Here is a 19649-nt window from a genome sequence, read left to right as displayed (position 1 = left end):
AACGCGAAGTGCGACACAGCGTCGGCATGAACGAGATCACCAAGCGCAAAAACTTCATCCCCGTCACTGATGAGCTGATCGAATACCTCGACCAGTTCGGGCGCTGCTACTCGCTGCCCACGCAGTATGATGAACTGCGCAACTTCTCTGAAAGCTACCCGCTCTTCGACAAGGAGGGCAACGCCACCTACTGGAGCAGCGTGCTTTATCCGCGCGAACTGCAGAAGGAGCTCTATCCCAAGCTCACCAGCATCTACTCGCAGCTCCGCACGGGTGACTTCCACGCGGTGCCGCACCTCTTCGTGGAGCGTGTGGACTACTGCGAATTTGGCAACTCCCGCCCCTTCCGCGTCCGGGTGGTGAACCAGTACAATGACAACTACGACCACTTCTACGTGAAAACGGCGGACGCCTCCCGCGTCTATGGGCTGGAGCTGGAGCACCTGCTTTCCCCGAACCGCATCAACTACCTGATGCACCGGGGCGGCACCCTAGTGGAGGAGCACATCGCCGGTGTGCCGGGAGACGCCTTCATCCGCGACTACCTCCAGCGTCCTGACTTCAACGGCGTCCGTCTGGCCAAAGAGTTCGTGAAATTCAGCGAGCGCTGCTTCATCCGCCTCCTGGGCGACATGCGCAGCTACAACTACGTGGTGGACATGACGCCCGACTTTGAGGAGGTGCAGTACCGCGTGCGTGCCATCGACTTCGACCAGCAGAGCTATGAAGGGCGCAAAAGCCTGTACCTCCCGCAGTTTTTCAAAGAGAACAACCCGGTGGTCCAGCTCTGCTCCTCCTGCCTGAACTACCCCACGATGAAGCAGTACCAGGAGGAGGAACGCAGCCTCATCTCCCGGCGCTACCTCTCCGAGCATCAGCGCATCACCTCCCTGCTGCACTGCATGAAGAACAATGCGGTCGAGCCTTTTGAAAAAGTCGTCCAGCTTCGCTCCGAACTGGGCGAGTACCACAACTCCCATCTGTTTGATTCCTGCAAATCCATGGGGGAAATTGTGGAGCGGAATCTGGACCTGATGCTGGGACGGCACCTGGAATAAAGCGAGATCGTGCTTGCCGTAGACGCTGTCCTGATTTCTTCTGAACGTTCCATGGCTTTCAAACTTGTCATCATCACCGGCGCCCAGATGGGCGTCGAACGCGCCGCTCTGGAGTGGGCGTTGAAATACGAATGTCCGCACGGCGGCTGGTGCCCGAAGGGCCTGCTCGGATCTGCGGAACCGCTGGACCCGCGCTACAAGCTCAAGGAAGGCGAGACGGAGAACGTGCTGGAGGCCGTCAGTTCCAACGTGCGTGATGCTGAAGCCACCCTGGTCTTTACCCTCGCCGCCAAGGCCGCAGGCACCGCCCAGAAGGCCGTCAGCACCGCCCGAAAGCTGAAAAAGCCTGTACTTCATGTGCACCGCGGCATCCTCGGTGTTTCAGAGAAGATCGTGGCGTTCATGGACAAGTATTACATCCGGCGCATGCACATCACCGGGTCCGCAGACACCGACGAACCCGGCATCAGCGACTGGGCGATCGGCGAACTTGAGAAGGCCAAGGGCATTCTGGACCGCCGTCCGGAATAAGCCCGCCACATGCCCCTTTGACGAGGATTTTACAGCTTTCGGCACACCGATTGCGCATACTATCCTGCACTGACCTCCAGCCCCCACACCGCATGCTTATTCTCGCCAACGCCCCAGCTCATGCCGCACTGCCCCCCATGGGAATGCTGGCACCGTTTGCCATCCTGCTGCTCTGCATCGCCCTGATGCCGCTCTTTGCGGCGCACTTTTGGGAGCATCACTACCCAAAGGTCGCCGTGGGGCTGGGCCTGGTCACCACCGCCTACTACGCCTTTGTCCAGCACGACTGGCACCCGCTGCACCACGCCGCGCATGAATACGTCAGCTTCATGGCCCTGGTGGGCTCCCTCTTCGTCATCTCGGGCGGCATCAACATCCGAGTCAAGGGCGAGGCCACCCCGTTCGTCAACACCCTCTATCTCCTCATCGGAGCCGTGCTGGCCAACTTCATCGGAACCACCGGAGCCTCGATGCTCCTGATCCGTCCGTGGATCAAGATGAACAAGTTCCGCATCACCCATTTCCACATCGTCTTCTTCATCTTCATCATCAGCAACGTCGGCGGCTGCCTCACCCCCATCGGCGATCCGCCGCTCTTCCTTGGCTTTTTACGTGGCGTTTCCTTCTTCTGGGTGCTGCAGCATTGCTGGCAGGCCTGGGCGCTTGCCGTCACCCTGCTGCTCGTCGTTTTCTTCATCTTCGACACGCGCAACTTCTCCCGCATCCCCAAGGAAATTCGTGAAATGGAAACAGCGCATGAAGACTGGCTCTTCCGCGGCCTGCTGAACATCCTGTGGCTCGGTGTGGTGCTTGCGGCGGTCTTTCTGCCGAAGAGCGTTCAGGAGACCACCCTGCTCGGTGTCTTCTCCATCCCCGCCCTGATCATGTTTGCCGCAGCCGTGGCCTCCTACTACACAACCAAGCCGGAGGTGCATGACGCAAATGACTTCAATTTCGGCCCGGTCAAGGAAGTCGGTTTTCTCTTCGTCGGCATCTTCCTCACCATGATCCCCGCGCTGCAGATCCTGCAGAGCGGCGAGGCGCTGCAGATCAACTCGCCCATGCAGTATTATTTCACCACGGGTGCGCTTTCCGCCTTCCTGGACAACGCCCCCACCTACCTTTCCTTCCTCGCCGCCTCGATGGGCCAGGAGCATCTCTCCGTCGATTCCCCGGCCGACGTGATAAAGTTCGCGGCCGAGCATGCGCCGCATCTCATCGCCATCTCGCTGGGCGCGGTGTTCTTCGGAGCGGGCAGCTACATCGGCAATGGTCCCAATTTCATGGTGAAAGCGATCGCGGACAAATCCAAGGTCCATGCGCCCTCTTTCCTGGCCTACATGTTCCGCTTCTCGATTCCCATCCTGCTGCCCATTCTCATCTTGGTGGGGTGGATCATGGTGAAGTGAACCGAAGTTCCAAAGTAACTTTTCAGGTCCCTGCGGAGGCCAAAGTACTCTCCCGAAATCTCTCCCCTCACCCAGCCTCTCCCCGAAAGAGATGTGGAGCAGCGGTGCCTTGGACGGGGAGAGGAGATTCGCGTTGGAGCACTTGGAAACTTCATCGGAGCCGCAATGCGCTCCCCTTTTCCGAGGAGGGTATGGCTTGGGGCATGCTTTCTTCGGAGAACCGTAGCGAAGCGAAGATAGCGGAAGTCAAAGGTTGAGTGAGGGGGCAACTGAAAATGCGCGGGAGCGCACATCGGCCGCCCCTCACCATGCCGACTTTAGAGGGGGACTGAATAGTCACCTACCATTTCGGTTCCCGCTCACCGAACTTGGAAGTTCGGTTTACGATTCCGAAATCGAACGGGCTACTCGTTCAAATAGATGGTGGCACCGCGCGGGGGTCTGCGGGTCCATTTGAACCATGAAGGCTTGCTGGCATCCACAATCGCCCGGCGCACCGTTGTTTTGGGCTTTGCTGCTGGCTTCGGCTTCGCTTCTGCAGCCGCTGCAACTTTCGTTTTTTTGGCAGGACGTTTGGGCTCCGCCGTAGCCACATCGGGAATCGTTTCGACGCCGATAGGAATCGCGCTTTCCGTGGCGGCGAGCGAGCTTTGTCCGATGATTTGGACAGGTGTTCCCGGCGGCGTTTCCTTGAAGAAGATGGCGGCCATTTTGGTGGGCAGCCGAATGCAGCCGTGCGAGGCCGGATACCCGGGAAGATAGCCCTCATGCATGCCGATGCCGCCGACGATGCGCATGAAATAGCGCATGTTGGCGCCGATGTACTTCGTGCCCGGTGGGGCAGGATCGGTGCGGGTGTCCACATCTCCCTGAACCACATTCCCGTCCTTGTCCACGTAGGAGCCGAAGAGCGAGGAACGATGGTCGATGTCCTTGTCCAAGATGCTGTATGAACCGGTCACCGTGCCATGGCTCTCACGACCTGATGAGATCGGCGAGACCCCGACGAGTTCCTTGCCCTTGTAATACTGCACACGCTGGGTGCTGAGATTGATGACGATCCGGGGACTGCCCACGACGCCATCGCCCTTCCACCAGGCGCGGCTGCTCATTGGATTTTCCGCGACCGGCTTCGAGCTTGAACAGCTGATAGCGGTCAGGGACCATCCCAGCAGCAGCAGCCCTCTGCAGCAGCGGGCGAATGGATTCTTCTGATTCATTCTTGGGGAAACTTGCATTTAGCGCGCCATCTTCCAACCGGAATTTGGCGCAGCCACCGCGACCTCATGCATACGTGACCGGCGTGCCGGTGCTGTTTGCCAGCGCCTTGAAGCGCTTGGTCAGCTCCTGCGTCAGTTTGCCGGGGGTGCCGTCGCCGATGGGGCGGCGGTCATACTTCACGGCGGGGATGACTTCAGCGGCGGTGCCGGTGAGGAAGCATTCGTCTGCGGTGTAAATGTCAAAGCGGGTCATGACGGCCTCGGTGCAGGGCTGGCCCATTTCGGCGAGGATTTCCATGACGGCACGGCGGGTGATGCCGTCCAGAGCGCCGGAGGAGATCGGCGGGGTGGTGACCTTGCCGTTTTTCACGATGAAGACGTTGTCGCCAGTGCATTCGGAGACGAAGCCCTGATCGTTGAGCATGATGCCCTCGTCGCAGCCAGCCTGGAGACACTCGATTTTGGCCATGATGTTGTTGAGGTAGTTCAGGCTCTTGACCTGGGGGCTGAGAGCGGCGGAATTCGGACGGCGGGTGCCGCAGGTGATGAGCTCCAGGCCCTTCTCATAACGCTCTGCCGGATACAGCGTGATGCTGCTGGCGATGATGAAGACGCTGGCCTTCGGGCACTGGTAGGGATTCAAACCGAGGGAGCCCACGCCGCGTGTGATGACGAGGCGGATGTAGCCGTCGCGCAGATTGTTGGCGGCCACGGTGTCGAGCGTGGCTTTTTCCATTTCCTCAAACGGGATGGGCACGGTGAGGCAGATGGCCTTGGCGCAGTCGTAGAGGCGGTGCAGATGCTCGGTCAGGCGGAACACGCGACCATTGTAGATGCGGATGCCCTCGAATACGCCATCCCCATAAAGCAGGCCGTGGTCGAAGACGGAGATCTTCGCCTCGGATTCAGGAACAAGCTTGCCATCAAGGTAAATGAGTAGATTCGCGGACATGGGGCGCGTAGAATCCACAGGCAGAAGGGTTTTGCAAGCGCTGGCAATGTGCTTGCGCAGGACCGAATCGCGCTCATCCTGCGCGCCCCGTTTAACCCGCACCCCAGAAATTACCATGGCCGACATCCAAACCAGCGCTGCAGACAAAAAGGAAAAGGAATTCTTCACCGACGTCCCCCAGGAGGCCCCCGGCTTCTTCCTCAAGGGCTGCCACCAGTATGACTGGGGCCTCAAAAACCGCCTCGCGAAGGTTTTCAACCCCAAGGACGGCCGCACCGTCATGCTCGCCTTTGACCATGGCTACTTCCAGGGCCCGACCACCGGTCTGGAGCGCGTGGACCAAACCATCCTCCCCCTGGCCCCGTACGCCGACTGCCTCATGCTCACCCGCGGCATCCAGCGCTCCGTCATTCCTGCCTCCACCACCAAGGCCATCGCGCTGCGCGCCTCCGGCGGCACCTCGATGATCAGCCCGATGGAAGAGTGGGAAGGCGAGATCGACGGCAAGAAAGCCAAGTTCGCCCGCCCCGGTTTTGAGCCTCTTTCCAATGAGAGCACCGCTCTCAACATCGAAGAGGCCATCCGCCTCAACGCCAGCATCCTCGCTGTGCAGGTGTTCATCGGCAGCGCGTATGAGCGCCAGTCTTTGAAGAATTTGACGGATTTGGTGGATGCAGCCAGCCGCTACGGCATCGCCGTCATGGGCGTGACCGCCGTGGGTCGTGCGATGGCCCGCACGCCGCAGTATTTCCGCCTCGCCACCCGCATCATGGCGGAACTGGGAGCAAACGTGGTGAAGTGCTACTACACCGAGAAGGAATTCGACACGGTGACGAGCTGCTGCCCGGTGCCGATCGTGATCGCCGGTGGCAAGAAGCTGCCTGAGCTCGACGCGCTGAAGATGTGCGCCAACGCCATCAAGCAGGGTGCGAGCGGCGTGGACATGGGCCGCAACATCTTCCAGAGCGATGCTCCGGTCTCCATGATGCAGGCGGTGCAAGGCGTGGTCCATGGTGGGCTGAATGCGAACAAGGCCTTCGAATTATACAACGACCTGAAGAAGAAGGAGCTGCGCAAGAAGTAAGCTGTCTTCGAATTCGTTTCAAAACTCCGACCGCCGCAAGGCGGTCGGAGTTTTTGCTTTCGAGAAACTGAGAACCCGTGCTACAGCCCCAGTGATGAAACACCCTGTCTCCTTTCTGCGCAGCGTCGGCCTGCTCGAAGCCACGTCGTATTTGATCCTGCTCTTCGTGGCCATGCCGCTGAAGTATGCCTGGGGCATGCCGCTGGCGGTCAAGATCGTGGGCTCGGTGCATGGCGGGCTGTTTGTGATCTTCTGCATCGCGCTGTGGCGGGTGCTGATGCACACGGGGTGGCCGTTCAGCCGGGCGGTGCTGGTGTTTATCGCCTCGCTGCTGCCGTTTGTGCCCTTTTTCATCGACCGCCGCATGCGTGCGTGGGCGGCGGAGGACTCCACCCAGACGCCGGCGTGAAGAAGGTACTCATTCATTCCGACGGCGGCTGCCATGGCAACCCAGGCCCTGGTGGCTGGGCGGCTGTGCTGGCCTATGGCAAGCATGTGCGTGAACTCAAAGGCGGTGTGCCGGCCACCACGAACAACCGCATGGAACTGCAGGCGGCGATCGAGGCGCTGCGCATTCTCAAAGAGCCATGCCAGATCGATTTCCACACCGACTCGCAGTATGTGCGCCAGGGCATCAGCCAATGGATATCCGGGTGGAAGCGCAACGGCTGGCGCACCAGCAACAAGCAGGCGGTGAAAAACGCCGACCTCTGGCGTGAACTCGATGCGGCCACGGCCATGCACAAAATCGAGTGGCACTGGGTCAAAGGCCATGCGGGACATACTGAAAACGAACGCTGCGACGAGCTGGCGAATGAAGCCATTGCCGCGGTCAAAGCTGCGCACACGCCGCAGCAATTGAGGAGGTTTCTTGAGGAGTTTAAGGCGGAGGCCGAAGCGCAACTGCTCTGAGGGACGCTTGCACTGCAGTGGGCATGAACTAAACACTCACACGCATGTCCACCATCACTCCAGAACATGAACGCCTGCGCGCTGACCGCGAGCGCCATGCCAACTGGAAGCGCTGGGGGCCGTATCTGGCCGAGCGGCAGTGGTCCACCGTGCGTGAGGACTATTCGGCGGATGGCGAGGCGTGGACTTCTTTTCCGCATGAGCAGGCTCGTTCACGCGCCTACCGCTGGGGCGAGGACGGACTGCTGGGCATCACGGACCGCCAGTGCCGGCTGTGCTTTGCGCTGGCGCTGTGGAATCACCGCGACCCCATTCTCAAAGAGCGGCTCTATGGACTGACCGGGCCGCAGGGGAATCACGGCGAGGATGTGAAGGAGCTGTACTACTACCTGGACTCCACGCCGACGCATTCCTACATGAAGGCGTTGTACAAATACCCGCAGGGCGAGTTTCCCTACCAGCAGCTGGTAGATGAAAATGCGCGGCGCGGGCTGACGGATCCTGAGTTTGAAATCACCGACACGGAGGCGTTCGCCGAGGAGCGCTACTTTGATGTCTTCGTGGAATATGCGAAGGCGGCGGCTGAGGACATCTGCATCCGCATCACGGTGCACAATCGCGGCCCGGAGGCTTCAGCGCTGGATGTGCTGCCCACGCTTTGGTATCGCAACACCTGGTCCTGGGAAGAAGGCTCGGCCCGGCCGCAGCTCACGCTCGGGGACGGCATGGTGGAAGCGACGCATCTTGGTATGAAATCTCCGATGGCGGATGATCTCGGCCAGCATTGCTTGCAGGCGATGGCTTCGAGTGACGGTGTGCAGCCGCAGTGGCTCTTCACGGAGAACGAGACGAATCAGAAGCTGCTGTTTGATTCGCCCAATGCATCGCCCTACACCAAGGATGCGTTTCATCGTTATGTGATCGGGGGCGAGAGCGATGCGGTGAATCCGGCGCAAACCGGGACGAAGGCGTCCGCATTGTATCGGCTGAACATTCCTGCGGGCGGAAGTGTGACGCTGAAGCTGCGCCTGTGTGAGCGAGCGATGACAACGCCCACGGAATTTGATGCTGTGTTTGCGCAGCGCATTCAAGAGGCGGATGCGTTTTACCAGACGATCATCGCCTTGAATCCGGTGCAGGCGCAGATCCAGCGACAGGCACTGGCCGGACTGCTGTGGTCGAAGCAATTTTACTATTACGTGGTGTCGGAGTGGCTGCAGGGAGACCCAGCGTTTCCGCCGCCACCCGAAGCACGGCTGTCTGGCCGCAATCATCATTGGCAGCATTTGTATGCGCGTGATGTGCTGTCCATGCCGGACAAGTGGGAATATCCGTGGTTCGCCGCGTGGGACGCCGCTTTTCACATGCTGCCGTTTGCGGAGCTGGACCCGGACTTTGCCAAGGAGCAACTGCTGCTCTTTCTGCGGGAATGGTACATGCAGCCGAACGGCCAGATCCCAGCCTACGAGTGGAAGTTCAACGATGTGAATCCGCCGGTGCATGCGTGGGCCTGCTGGCGTGTGTATAAAATCACCGCGCCTGCTGGAGAGCGTGACCGGGAGTTTTTGGAGCGCTGTTTTCAAAAGCTGCTGCTGAACTTCACCTGGTGGGTGAACCGCAAGGACAGCGAAGGGCACAACCTTTTTGCGGGCGGCTTCCTCGGCCTGGACAACATCGGCATCTTTGACCGATCGCAGCCACTGCCGGACGGGCAGCGGCTGGAGCAGGCGGACGGCACGGCGTGGATGGCCTTCTATGCGCTGACCATGCTGAACATGGCGCTGGAACTCGCGCAGCGGTCCGACGGCACGGTGAACACCGCGTATGAGGACATGGCGTCGAAATTTTTCGAGCACTTCGTGCAGATCGTCGATGCCATCAACAACATCGGTGACGAGGGTTTGTGGGATGAGACCGACGGCTTTTATTATGATGAACTGCATGATGATGGAAGGCCCGCCATTCCGCTGCGCACACGCTCGCTGGTGGGCCTCCTGCCGCTCATCGCGGTGGAATTGCTGGATGAAGGGCGCATCGCCAAGCTGCCGGGATTCAAGAAGCGCATGGACTGGTTTCTGCATCATCGCGCCGACCTTGCCCATCATGTGAGCTATTGTGTGAAGGGGGGCACGCATGGGCACCGACTGCTGGCGATTCCTTCGCGTGAGCGCCTGGAGCGGCTGCTTGGCTACCTGCTGGATGAGAAGGAGTTTTTGTCACCTTTCGGCATTCGGTCCCTTTCCAAACATCATGAAGCGCATCCTTATAGGCTGCACCTCAACGGTGGCGACCTGACGGTGAGCTACGTGCCGGGAGAAAGCGACAGCCATATGTTTGGCGGCAACTCGAACTGGCGCGGACCGGTGTGGTTTCCCATCGCCTACCTGATCGTTGAAGCGCTAGAACGTTACCATCATTTCTATGGCAACGACTTCACCGTGGAACTGCCCACTGGCAGCGGCAAACGGGTGACGCTGCAAGGTGCGGCCAACGAGATTTCCCGGCGTTTGTGCCGCCTCTTTGAACCTGACGCCACCGGCCACCGCCCCTGCCACAATGGCGATGCCCGCTATGCTGGCGATCCCGCCTGGAAGGACCTGCTTCTCTTCCATGAGTATTTTCATGCCGACACCGGCCGAGGCTGCGGGGCCTCGCATCAGACGGGATGGACGGCGCTGGTGGCGCGACTGGTGAGGAAGAGCTAAAGCAACTCAAGGACGTTCTGGGGAAGGACGGACGCTCCATTCCCACAGTCCGGAATCATCGGAAAACGCTGATTATCAGGCAGTCAGCTGCGGTCGCACTTGGCTATAAAAGCATTTATTCACAGCAATAAAACACCATATATTGACAATATTATTTATTCACACACCATATGTTGTATATTCCAGTTTCTTTCCTTTAAAGCCTCCATGGACAAAATTTACGCCGTCAGACACCACGATTTCACCCTCACACAGCAAAAAGCGGAGCAGGCGCTGGCTGGAAAACGGGTGATCAATGGCACGCCGTACGCGGGATTTGACCTGTTTCCGGTGAAGTATGAGTGGGCCTTTGAAAAGTACGCCGCAATGATGGCGAACCATTGGGAGCCGGAGGACATCCAGATGCAGCGGGACGTGGAGCAGTGGCGCTCCGAGCAGATCACCCCCAATGAGCGCTGGATCATCATGATGGGCATCGGCTATTTCAGCGCGGCCGAGGGGATCGTCGGGGACAACATTCAGCATGTGGTGAGGGACCTTGTTTCAGCGCCCGAATTGAAACTCGTGCTGGGCCGGCATGCGCATGAGGAGAACATCCATGCCGACAGCCTGCTGTACATGATCTCCTCGCTGGGCATCGATCCCCATGAGTGCGAGGCGATGTTTGAGCAGATACCTTCGATCGTGAAAAAGAACGAGTTCGTGACGCGGCATTCGAACAACCTGCGCAGCGACCTTGACCTGACCTCCGTCGCGGGCAAGCAGTTGCTGGCCAAAAACATGTTTGTCTTCGGCCAGTGCATGGAGGGCACGCAGTTTTACGGCCTGTTTGGCATGATCCTCAGCCTCTATCGTCAGGGCAAGTTTCCGGGCATCGGCCAGATGTTCCGCTACACGCTGCGTGATGAGTCGAACCACATCGAGGTCTTCCGCCATCTGTTCCTGGACCTGCTGCGGGAGAATCCGGAGATTTGCACCGCTGCCTTCCGGGATGAGCTGGTGCAGATTATGCGAGAGGGCGTGGCGCTGGAAAAGGAGTTCATCCGCGACTGCCTGCCGGTCAACGCCGTGGGCCTGACGATGGCGGAGTTTGAGCGCTACACCGATTTCATCGCCGACCGCCGTCTGCGGGGCTGCGGCCTGCCGGAGCTCCATCCCGGGATTCAAGATCCGCTGCCATGGCTGGATGAAGTCATTTTCATGCGCAAGGAGCAGAACTTCTTTGAAGGGAAAGTGACCGACTACCAAAAAGTCGCCGGCTTCATCTCGGAGATCTTCCCATCTGATGGGGCGGCTGAACGCGAGAGCTACGCAGAACTGAAGCAACTGTGGCCAGCCGCGACGAATTCCGCAACGCCGATGCCAGAGCCCGCGAATGCAGCTCCTGCTGTCACGGCGTATCAGGGCGAGCCGACCCTGCGAGCCACCTCGGAGAAAACCACCTGCCAGATCGGCAACCGCGTGTTCCTGCTCGACAAGGCGAAAGCGAAACTCGCCTTTGCATCCAAGCGTGTGGTCAACGGACGAGAGACGATGACCTTCAATCTGCTGCCGCTCAAATACCCCTGGGCGTACGAACTCTACAAGGAGATGAAAGCCGACCACTGGGGGCCGCTGAGTCCGGACATTCAGATGCAGACGGACATCGAGCAATGGCACGCGGCCGACCTGAGCGCCGGCGAGCGTTCGATCCTCCAACTGGCCATCGGCTGGATGGCAACGTCACGCAAAATGGCTGGAGCGGAGCTTCAGCATGTGGTGCGCACGCTGGTGACCGCGCCGGAGCTCAAACTCGTGCTCGGGCGCGAAACGCATGACGACAACATCCGCATCGAAGCTCTGGTCCATGCCGCCTTCACACTTGGCGTGAACATCCATGAGTGTGAGGCTCTTTGCCTGACCTCACCTTTGATCTCCCGGAAGGAGGCGTTTGTCACGAAGCACACCAGCGGCCTTCAGCGTGGCATGGACCTGACGCGGATTGAAAATCTGAAGCTGCTGGCGCGCAGTCTTTTCGTGTTTGGGCAGTGCATGAAGGGACTTCAGTTCTTCGGCCTGTTTGGGTCCATCATGAGCCTGCAGCAACTCAACCGTTTTGCCGGCTTCCGCCAGGTTCTCTCGAATCTCCTGCGGGACGAGGCCCATTACACCGAGTTCTTCCGCCTGCTCTTCCTGGACCTGCTGGAGGAGAATCCTGCGATCAATGACCCGGTCTTTCGGGAAGAACTTCTGGGCATCATGCAGGAAGCGGCCGCGCTGGAGAAAGATCTGATTCGCCAGGGTCTGCCTATGAAGGCCCTGAGCCTCAAGGGAGAGGACTATGAACGCTTTATCGACCACACCGCGAATTGCCGGCTCAGGGGCTGCGGCCTGCCCATGCTCACTCCAGACACCAAGAACCCGCTGCCCTGGCTGCCTGAGCCCATGCACCTGAAGGAGACAACCGCTCTCAGCATGAGCAGCAGCTACCTGAAACCCTGTGACGACGACGATTTTTAACCCACCTGCCATGAACAACGAAACATCCACATCAGCCCCTCAGACGGAACCGACATCGCCCCCGACATCCGCCGTGCCTCCCGGCATCGATGACGATCTCGATTTCAGTGACGTTCAGCTCGCCCCCCGCCAGCAAGATGCAATCCACGGCATCGTCTGCGAAGGCGGCTGCGAGTAAGCGTTGCAGAGGGCGGTTTCAGCGCCTGGCCGAGCAAACCGCTCGTACTTGATCGCGTAGCCAGCGATGAGCGGCATCCGCATCCAATCGCGGATGCCAGAGCATCGACACGGTGAACTCTGGCACGGTCACTGGCAGGGCGAAGGCATGCATTCCAATGCGCAGGCTGGCGGTGTGCCGTTCAGGAACACTCGCGATCAACTCGCTGTCCCGGGCCAGGGCCACTGCGGTCGCAAAGCCGCTGACAATCGTGGCGATCGCCCGCTGCAAACCAAGTGGTTTCAAAGCGTCATCTATCGGGCCGGTTTCGTGTCCTTCGCGGGATACCAGAATGTGCTTTCCGGCAGCGTAGCGGGAGGGAGTGATCCGCCCTTTGCAAAGCGGGTGCCCCATGCGCACGACGCCGACGAGGCGGTCGCGGAACAAGGCCTGCGCCCGTAATTCTGGCCCCGTGGATTCGTCCACCACGCCTGTTTCCAGATCGACCGCACCTTCACGCAGAGGAGTGCTGCCTTTGTCTGGCTTGGGTACGAAGCGCATCCGCACACCAGGGGCTTCCGCAGCGCAGCGGGCGATGAGGACGGGGGCGAAATTTTCCACCCATCCCTCGCTGGTGCGAAGGGTGAACGTGCGGACCAGACGTTTGAAGTCCAGCTTCGAGGCGGGGCGCAAGACTGTTTCGCACTCTTGCACCAGTTGCCGGACTCGCTCGCGGAGTTCGAGTGCGCGAGGAGTGGGGACCAAACCACGGCCAGCGCGGACCAGCAGAGGATCGCCCGTTGCATCACGCAATCTTCCCAGCGCCCGACTCATCGCTGAGGGGCTTAGCCGCAGCCGCTTTGCCGCCCGCGCAACGCTGTCCTCTGCGAGGAGCGCATCGAGGGTGAAGAGCAGATTGAGATCCGGGTTCGACATGGATGGGGACATCATGCCTCAATGGTGACATGGCGTCAAACGCACGAATCGAGTGCAAACCGTGCGTCTCCCGCATGTTTGTCCAAGGGCTATCCGTCTCATGCCAACCAGAAATCACGCACCCTATGAAGACGTTTATTGAATCCCAAGATCTGAAAATCGCTGCAACCGCCGAACAGCGACCGTCCGTGCGTTGGGCGCTCACCGGCCTTTCGCTTTCCATGCTGCTGTCGTCGCTTGGCACGAGCATCGCCAATGTTGCGCTACCGTCTTTGACCCGGGCGTTTTCTGCATCGTTTCAAGAAGTCCAGTGGGTGGTCCTGGCCTATCTGCTCGCCATCACGACGCTGATCGTCAGCGCCGGACGTTTTGGAGACATCGTGGGTCGGCGGCGTCTGCTGCAGGCGGGCATCTTGATTTTCACCTTGGCGTCCATCGTAGGAGGAGCAGCCACCACGCTGTGGATGTTGATCGCTGCCCGTGCGGTGCAAGGGCTCGGCGCAGCCATCATGATGGCGCTGACGATGGCTTTTGTCGGTGAGATTGTGCCGAAGGAAAAAACCGGCAGTGCCATGGGACTGCTGGGCACCATGTCGGCGATTGGCACGGCTCTTGGCCCGTCGCTCGGAGGGGCGCTGATTGCTGGTTGGAGCTGGCGTGCGCTTTTCCTCATCAATATCCCGCTTGGCATCGTGGCCTTGCTGCTGGTGAGCCAGCACCTGCCCGGGGAGCACCGAGGGCCGGAAAAGAAACTCCCTCGTCTGGACCCTCTGGGCACGCTGTTGCTGGCGATGACTCTCACGGCCTATGCGCTCGCCATGACACTTGGGCGTGGTCAATTTGGAACGCTCAACATTGCCCTGCTGCTGGGGGCGGTCACGGGATTCGCTCTGTTCCTGTGCGTGGAGTTGAAAGCGACTTCGCCTTTGATCGAGTTGTCTTTGTTTCGTGATCCACGGCTGAGTGCCAACCTGGCCATGAGCGGGATTGTCTCCACGGTGGTGATGACGACACTGGTGGTCGGGCCGTTTTATCTCTCGCGGGCACTGGGTCTCGACTCGGCCGTGGTGGGCATGGTGATGTCTGTCGGGCCGCTGGTCGCAGCGCTGACGGGAGCGCCCGCTGGTCGCATTGTGGACAGGTTTGGAACACGACGGGTGACTCTCGTTGGGCTGCTCGGCATGACGGGTGGTTGTTTGATTCAATCCTTGCTTCCCATGGCGGCTGGAAGCGGCGGCTACATCACGGCCATCAGCATCATCACCGCAGGATACGCCTTGTTTCAAACGGCGAACAACACGGCCGTCATGAGCACGATCGCTCCGGAGAATCGAGGTGTCATTTCCGGCATGCTCAATCTGTCGCGCAATCTGGGGCTCATCACCGGGGCCTCCGTCATGGGAGCGTTGTTCGCCTTTGCCGCAGGAAGCATTCACCTCACGCAGGTGCCGCCCGCAGACGTTGCCGCAGGCATGCGATTGACCTTTGCGGTGGCAGCGGGTTTGAGCCTCGTCTCATTTGCGCTTGCGACAGGGAGCCATGTCATTGCGAGGAGAAGATAAGAGGGATCAAGATGATCCCTCTTCGGTTTAAAGCATCGCGCGAAACTCGGGTTCGGTCACGATCTTCACGCCGAGTTTGGTGGCTTTGTCGAGTTTGCTGCCGGCGTCTTCACCCGCGAGGAGGTAGGTGGTTTTGCCACTGACGCTGCCGCTGACTTTGCCGCCGTTGGCGCGGATGGTGTCGGCGATGGTTTCGCGGTCTTCGCTCAGCGTGCCGGTGATGACCCAGGTGGTGCCGTTGAGTTTGTCGGAGGCGGCGGTGACAGTCTTTTGTGTGAAGTTAAGACCTGCGGCGCGCAGACGGTTGAGGAGGGTGACGTTGTGTTCCTCACGGAACCAGGCGTGAATGCTTGGAGCGACGATGGCTCCGATGTCGGGGCATTGCGTGAGATCTTCGACGCTCGCGTTGGCGACGGCGTCGATGCTGCTGAAGTGCTCGATGAGCTTGCGTGCACCACCGGCACCGACGTGCAGGATGCCGAGGCCGAAGACGAGCCGCCAGGGGTCCTGCTGCTTGCTGGAGGCGATGGCTTTGAGGTAGTTGTCGATGCTCTTGGTGCCGACGCGTTCGAGTCGGGCGAGCGAGAGTTCATTGAGATCGTAGAGATCAGCGACATCCTTGACGAGCTTCAATTCCACCAACTGCGCGATGACGGATTCGCCGAGGCCGCTGATGTCCATGGCCCCACGGCTGACGAAGTGCTCGATGCGGCGTTTGACGACTTCGGGGCAGTGCGGATTGGGGCAGCGGATGACGACCTGCTCCTCATCGCGATGCACGGCGGTGCCGCAGACGGGGCAGTGCGTAGGAACGGGCACGGCGGTTTCAGTTCCACTCCGCAGCTCCTTTTTCACGGAGACGACGGCGGGGATGATCTCGCCGGCTTTTTCGATGATGACGGTGTCGCCGACGCGGATGTCCTTGCGCTCGATCTCCTCGTAGTTGTGCAGGGTCGCGTTGCTGACAGTGCTGCCGCTGACGAGGACGGGCTCCAGGCGAGCCACGGGTGTGAGAGCGCCGGTGCGGCCCACCTGGATGTCGATGGCGGTGATTTTGGTTTCCGCCTGCTCGGGCTGATACTTGTAAGCGATAGCCCAGCGAGGTGCTTTGCTGGTGGCACCGAGTTCGCGCTGATCGGCGAAGCTGTTGACCTTGATCACGGCACCGTCGGTTTCGTAGGGCAGTGATTTGCGTTTTTCATCAAGCTCACGGATTGCGTGCAGCAAACCTTCGGCGCTGTCGGCATGCCAGATGAGATCGGCCTTGCGCAGTCCGGCGGCATCCAGCAGTGCATAGACATCTGTCTGCGAGTCCACCGCGCTGGCTTCCACCAAGCCGTAGAAGACGATGTCGAGCGGACGCTTGGCGACGATCTTTGGATCCAGCAGCTTCAAGGTGCCAGCGGTGGAGTTGCGGGGGTTGGCAAACAAGGCCTCGCCAGCTTCTTCGCGTTCCTGGTTGAGCTTGGCAAAGCCTGCCTTGGGCATGAAGACCTCGCCACGCACTTCGAAACTCTGCGGACCGTCTTTGGGGAGTCGCAGCGGCAGGCGGCCGATGGTTTTGAGGTTGTTCGTCACATCGTCGCCGGTCTGACCATCGCCACGCGTCGCACCGTATTTCAGGATGCCGTTTTCGTAGCGAATGGTGATGGCGACGCCGTCCACCTTGGGCTCGATGACGCAGTCCACTTTCTCGCGCCCGAGGCCTTTCTGTACGCGGGCGAAGAAGGCGCTGAGCTCCTCCTCCGAATAGGTGTTGTCCAGGCTCATCATGCGCACGGTGTGCGTGATCTGCGTGAAGCCTTCGAGGGGCGCGCCACCGACGCGCTGAGTGGGGGAATCGGGTGTCTGCAGATCGGGGAATTTCGCCTCGATGTCCTGGAGTTCGCGCAGGAGGGCATCGAACTGCTGATCGCTGATTTCCGGGCGAGCCTCGACGTAGTAGAGGCGGTTGTGGCGGTGAAGTTCGGCGCTGAGAAAGGCGGCGCGGCTGGCGGCTTCGGCGTGGGTCATGGTATCGCTTTGAATAGCCGCAAAGCGGCGCAGGGAAACGAAAAATCGTTTACTCCGGCTGCGCCACCCAAGGGGTGTCGCGCATGAGGTATTTCATGAGGATGGTGGCTCCGAGCATCACGAGTGCTTCCAGAGCTAGGAAGATGGGGAATTGGCCGATGTGCCACATCCAGCTTGAGAGACCGCCGATGATGCCGGCGGCGGCCATGGAAGCAGCCATCATGAGGCAGCCGGCGCTGGTGTTCTTGACGTCTTCGGACGGTTTTGAAAATGGCAGCCACTGGCCCATGAGGCCGGTGACGAGGGAGAAGGTGGGCAGAAACATCATGGCTGGCAGGCTGAGTGCCAGGGGTGTCCAGGATCTCTGCAAGCCGCAGATGAGGGCGGTTTGCAGGATGAGCACGGGGAAGCTCAGCCAGCAGAGCACGGCCTTGCGCGAGCCATGAAACAGCGGGCTCCAGTGCCGCAGCGGGGCGACATAGAAAAAGGCCGCCGCACGCCAATGCTCGGAACAGCCGAGAAACATCATGGCCTGCAGCGATATCATGCCGAGAAAGCAGGTGGCAAAGCCCTGCATCATCATCGCGCCATCAGCGCCGCCCTTGCCGCCGGAGAAGAGCATGACCAGCGGCATGATGAGCATGGGTGCGATGCCGGGATAGAGCCGCAGCTTGATTTCCCGGTCGCGAAACAGGTAGGCCGTGGTGAGCTTGAATGACTCGCGCTCCACGGGATCCCGCAGCCACCAGCGCAGCAGCGGAAGTTTGACGATGGCCGCCAGCCAGACGCCGCGAGGCTTGGTACGCTCTTTGGTCGCGCCGGCGGATTCGTTTAAATTCATCAGGCCCTGGCCGTAGGCGCTGCCGAGCTTTTCCAGCGCCAACCAGCTCGTCAGCGCCGTCACGGCGACTGCGAGCCCGGCAGGCAGCCACATGGTGGAAGTATTGAGCGTGGTGCCGCTGAGCAATGCATCCAGCGCACCGAACCAGATCGGCGGCAGCGCCAGCATCCAGCCGGTGATGTGGTCGAAATGCTTGAAGGCCTCCAGCTGCATCACCCGGGGCATGATCTGCCCGCCCATGATCATCACGACCGTGAGGAGTGACTGGACTGTGGCGAGCAAATTGTCCAGACGCTCGCGCCCGAACCATTTGAGGCAGGCGTTGTACACCAGCACGATGCTGGCGGCAGAGAAGAGCATGAGCAGCGCGGTGGAAAACAGATGCGCAGGGATGAAGCGCCACGTCCCACCTCTGCTCCATGGGCCGGCGACGAGTCCGGCGAGATTCAGCGCCAGGGCAAGCACGAAGGCAAAACCCGCGAGCACAGCGCACTTGGCGCGCAGCATCTGCTGTGGAGTCACGGGGCGGTGCAGCAGGATCTCCGCCTCTTCTTTCATGAAGAGCATGGTACCCGCACTGGAAGCCAGTGTGAGGGAGGCAAACATCAGCGTGAAGCCATGCAGCGTGCAGGCAAATACAAAGGTGTCCGTGAACTTTGAGAGCAGCGCGGGCATGAGGCCGACGAGGGCGTAAATGAACAGGGTCAGGCCGAGGCCCATCTGCCGCCGCGTTTTCTGCATGCCTGCCTGCTGCGCTGCACGGCCACGGAACAGCAGCTTCCAGAACAGGCTGCGAAGCACCTTCGCGGGCGAGGGGGGGCGGCGGCCATGAGTGTGCGGCATGTTTTCGGCGGCGGTGCTCATGACAGCATGCTTTTGGCAAAGGTCTCGGCGCGTGCCTCCAGACCACTGAGGCCGGTGAGCCGGGTGAAGAGCTGCTCCAGCGTGTCCGCCCCGTGCTGGTGCTGAAGGTCGTGCGGCGAGCCTTCCACGAGCAGTTTTCCCTGCGCCATGATGGCCACGCGATTGCACACGCGCTCCACGACATCCAGCACATGGGAGCTGTAAACGATCGTCTTGCCTTCGCGGGCCAGGGTTTCCAGCAGGGCTTTAAAGCCGACGGCGGCATTCGCATCCAGCCCGTCCAGCGGCTCGTCCAGCAGGACAACCTTGGGATTGTGCAGCAGCGCGGCGGTGATGACGACCTTGCGCCGCATGCCTTTGGAGTATGCACCTAGCAGCTTGGTCGTGAGCGTCTGCTCATCGAGCTCAAAGAAATCCAAGAACTGCCGGATGCGCGGCCGGGCCTCGTCTTCATAGATGCCGTAGAGCGCCCCGATCATCAGGAGAAATTCCAGCCCGGTGAGGGATTCATAGACCGCGCCTGAGTCCGGCACAAAGCCGAGCAGGCGCTTGGCCTCCACGGGATGGGTGGAGACGTTCACGCCGCAGATCAGCGCCGTGCCCTCGTCAGGCTGCAGCATGCCGGTGACCATTTTCAGCGTGGTGGTCTTCCCTGCCCCGTTGGGCCCCAGCAGACCCACGATCATGCCCGGCGGCACCTCCCAGGTCAGATGATCGACGGCAGTTTGAGCGCCGAAGCGCTTGGTGAGATCCTGAATGGAGATCATGGGAGCCGATCATCCATGGCCTGCGGGCGCTTGCAAGGCAGCAATGAGACCCACGCGAGGAGCATGAATTTTAATAGATATTAACTAAAACCCTTGCCGCTAAGACTAAATTCAATATACTTACCGTAATTTCAATAAT

At 60.2% G+C, this 19649-nt stretch carries 16 protein-coding genes; 10 read left to right on the top strand and 6 right to left on the bottom strand.

Annotated elements, in window-relative coordinates; genetic code table 11:
- The first annotated feature begins 26 nt into the window (after positions 1-26).
- The 3 genes from AC3RLQ_RS00080 to AC3RLQ_RS00070 all read left to right on the top strand — a co-directional run bounded on the left by AC3RLQ_RS00080 (position 27) and on the right by AC3RLQ_RS00070 (position 2998).
- On the top strand, positions 27-1058 hold the full coding sequence (locus tag AC3RLQ_RS00080) for a hypothetical protein (protein ID WP_422320788.1): 1032 nt from the start codon (positions 27-29) through the stop codon (positions 1056-1058).
- A 51-nt stretch (positions 1059-1109) separates the two neighbouring features.
- Positions 1110-1589 (top strand): YpsA SLOG family protein, encoded by a 480-nt coding sequence (locus tag AC3RLQ_RS00075; protein WP_493033181.1) that lies wholly within the window; start codon positions 1110-1112, stop codon positions 1587-1589.
- Positions 1590-1681: 92 nt separating this feature from the next.
- Positions 1682-2998 carry a sodium:proton antiporter gene (locus tag AC3RLQ_RS00070; protein WP_493033179.1) on the top strand — a complete coding sequence of 439 codons (1317 nt, stop codon included), beginning with the start codon at positions 1682-1684 and terminating at the stop codon, positions 2996-2998.
- Positions 2999-3402: 404 nt separating this feature from the next.
- Here the strand turns inward: AC3RLQ_RS00070 and AC3RLQ_RS00065 are convergent, their stop codons facing one another.
- Both AC3RLQ_RS00065 and ilvE read right to left on the bottom strand, forming a co-directional pair.
- Complete coding sequence (locus AC3RLQ_RS00065; RefSeq protein ID WP_493033177.1) at positions 3403-4110, bottom strand: L,D-transpeptidase family protein; 708 nt, start codon at positions 4108-4110, stop codon at positions 3403-3405.
- A gap of 172 nt (positions 4111-4282) precedes the next feature.
- Positions 4283-5170, bottom strand: a complete 888-nt coding sequence (gene ilvE, locus AC3RLQ_RS00060; protein WP_422320279.1) for a branched-chain-amino-acid transaminase — start codon at positions 5168-5170, stop codon at positions 4283-4285.
- 115 nt (positions 5171-5285) lie between these two features.
- On the opposite strand from ilvE, the gene AC3RLQ_RS00055 reads away from it, so the two are divergent.
- The 6 genes from AC3RLQ_RS00055 to AC3RLQ_RS00030 all read left to right on the top strand — a co-directional run bounded on the left by AC3RLQ_RS00055 (position 5286) and on the right by AC3RLQ_RS00030 (position 12548).
- Positions 5286-6254, top strand: coding sequence for a 3-hydroxy-5-phosphonooxypentane-2,4-dione thiolase (locus AC3RLQ_RS00055; RefSeq protein WP_422320280.1), 969 nt, complete (start codon positions 5286-5288; stop codon positions 6252-6254).
- A 94-nt stretch (positions 6255-6348) separates the two neighbouring features.
- Complete coding sequence (locus AC3RLQ_RS00050; RefSeq protein WP_493033174.1) at positions 6349-6663, top strand: DUF3817 domain-containing protein; 315 nt, start codon at positions 6349-6351, stop codon at positions 6661-6663.
- Positions 6660-7166 carry a ribonuclease HI gene (gene rnhA / locus AC3RLQ_RS00045; protein ID WP_493033172.1) on the top strand — a complete coding sequence of 169 codons (507 nt, stop codon included), beginning with the start codon at positions 6660-6662 and terminating at the stop codon, positions 7164-7166. The genes AC3RLQ_RS00050 and rnhA overlap by 4 nt, the downstream gene beginning before the upstream one ends.
- A 44-nt stretch (positions 7167-7210) precedes the next feature.
- Positions 7211-9871, top strand: a complete 2661-nt coding sequence (locus AC3RLQ_RS00040) for an MGH1-like glycoside hydrolase domain-containing protein (RefSeq protein WP_493033170.1) — start codon at positions 7211-7213, stop codon at positions 9869-9871.
- A gap of 207 nt (positions 9872-10078) precedes the next feature.
- Entirely contained in the window at positions 10079-12370 is a 2292-nt protein-coding gene (locus AC3RLQ_RS00035; protein ID WP_493033168.1) for a ribonucleotide-diphosphate reductase subunit beta, read from the top strand.
- A 10-nt stretch (positions 12371-12380) separates the two neighbouring features.
- Positions 12381-12548: a hypothetical protein gene (locus AC3RLQ_RS00030; RefSeq protein WP_493033166.1), complete on the top strand. Its 168-nt coding sequence runs from the start codon at positions 12381-12383 to the stop codon at positions 12546-12548.
- An 18-nt stretch (positions 12549-12566) separates the two neighbouring features.
- Here the strand turns inward: AC3RLQ_RS00030 and AC3RLQ_RS00025 are convergent, their stop codons facing one another.
- Entirely contained in the window at positions 12567-13463 is an 897-nt protein-coding gene (locus AC3RLQ_RS00025; protein ID WP_493038796.1) for a LysR family transcriptional regulator, read from the bottom strand.
- 125 nt (positions 13464-13588) lie between these two features.
- Here AC3RLQ_RS00025 and AC3RLQ_RS00020 point away from each other — a divergent pair, with 125 nt between their 5' ends.
- Positions 13589-15025, top strand: coding sequence for an MFS transporter (locus AC3RLQ_RS00020; RefSeq protein ID WP_493033164.1), 1437 nt, complete (start codon positions 13589-13591; stop codon positions 15023-15025).
- A 27-nt stretch (positions 15026-15052) separates the two neighbouring features.
- Here the strand turns inward: AC3RLQ_RS00020 and ligA are convergent, their stop codons facing one another.
- Genes ligA through AC3RLQ_RS00005 form a run of 3 tightly spaced genes read right to left on the bottom strand, consistent with a single transcriptional unit; the run spans position 15053 to position 19510 of the window.
- Positions 15053-17038 carry an NAD-dependent DNA ligase LigA gene (gene ligA / locus AC3RLQ_RS00015; protein ID WP_493033162.1) on the bottom strand — a complete coding sequence of 662 codons (1986 nt, stop codon included), beginning with the start codon at positions 17036-17038 and terminating at the stop codon, positions 15053-15055.
- 49 nt (positions 17039-17087) lie between these two features.
- On the bottom strand, positions 17088-18743 hold the full coding sequence (locus AC3RLQ_RS00010; protein ID WP_493033160.1) for a hypothetical protein: 1656 nt from the start codon (positions 18741-18743) through the stop codon (positions 17088-17090).
- Complete coding sequence (locus AC3RLQ_RS00005; protein ID WP_493033158.1) at positions 18740-19510, bottom strand: ABC transporter ATP-binding protein; 771 nt, start codon at positions 19508-19510, stop codon at positions 18740-18742. The genes AC3RLQ_RS00010 and AC3RLQ_RS00005 overlap by 4 nt, the downstream gene beginning before the upstream one ends.
- Positions 19511-19649: the final 139 nt, after the last annotated feature.

Source organism: Prosthecobacter sp. GW821-HT29F12 (assembly GCF_058803405.1).
The sequence above is the reverse complement of the archived record's forward strand: the minus strand, read 5'-3'. Positions and strand labels throughout refer to the sequence as shown.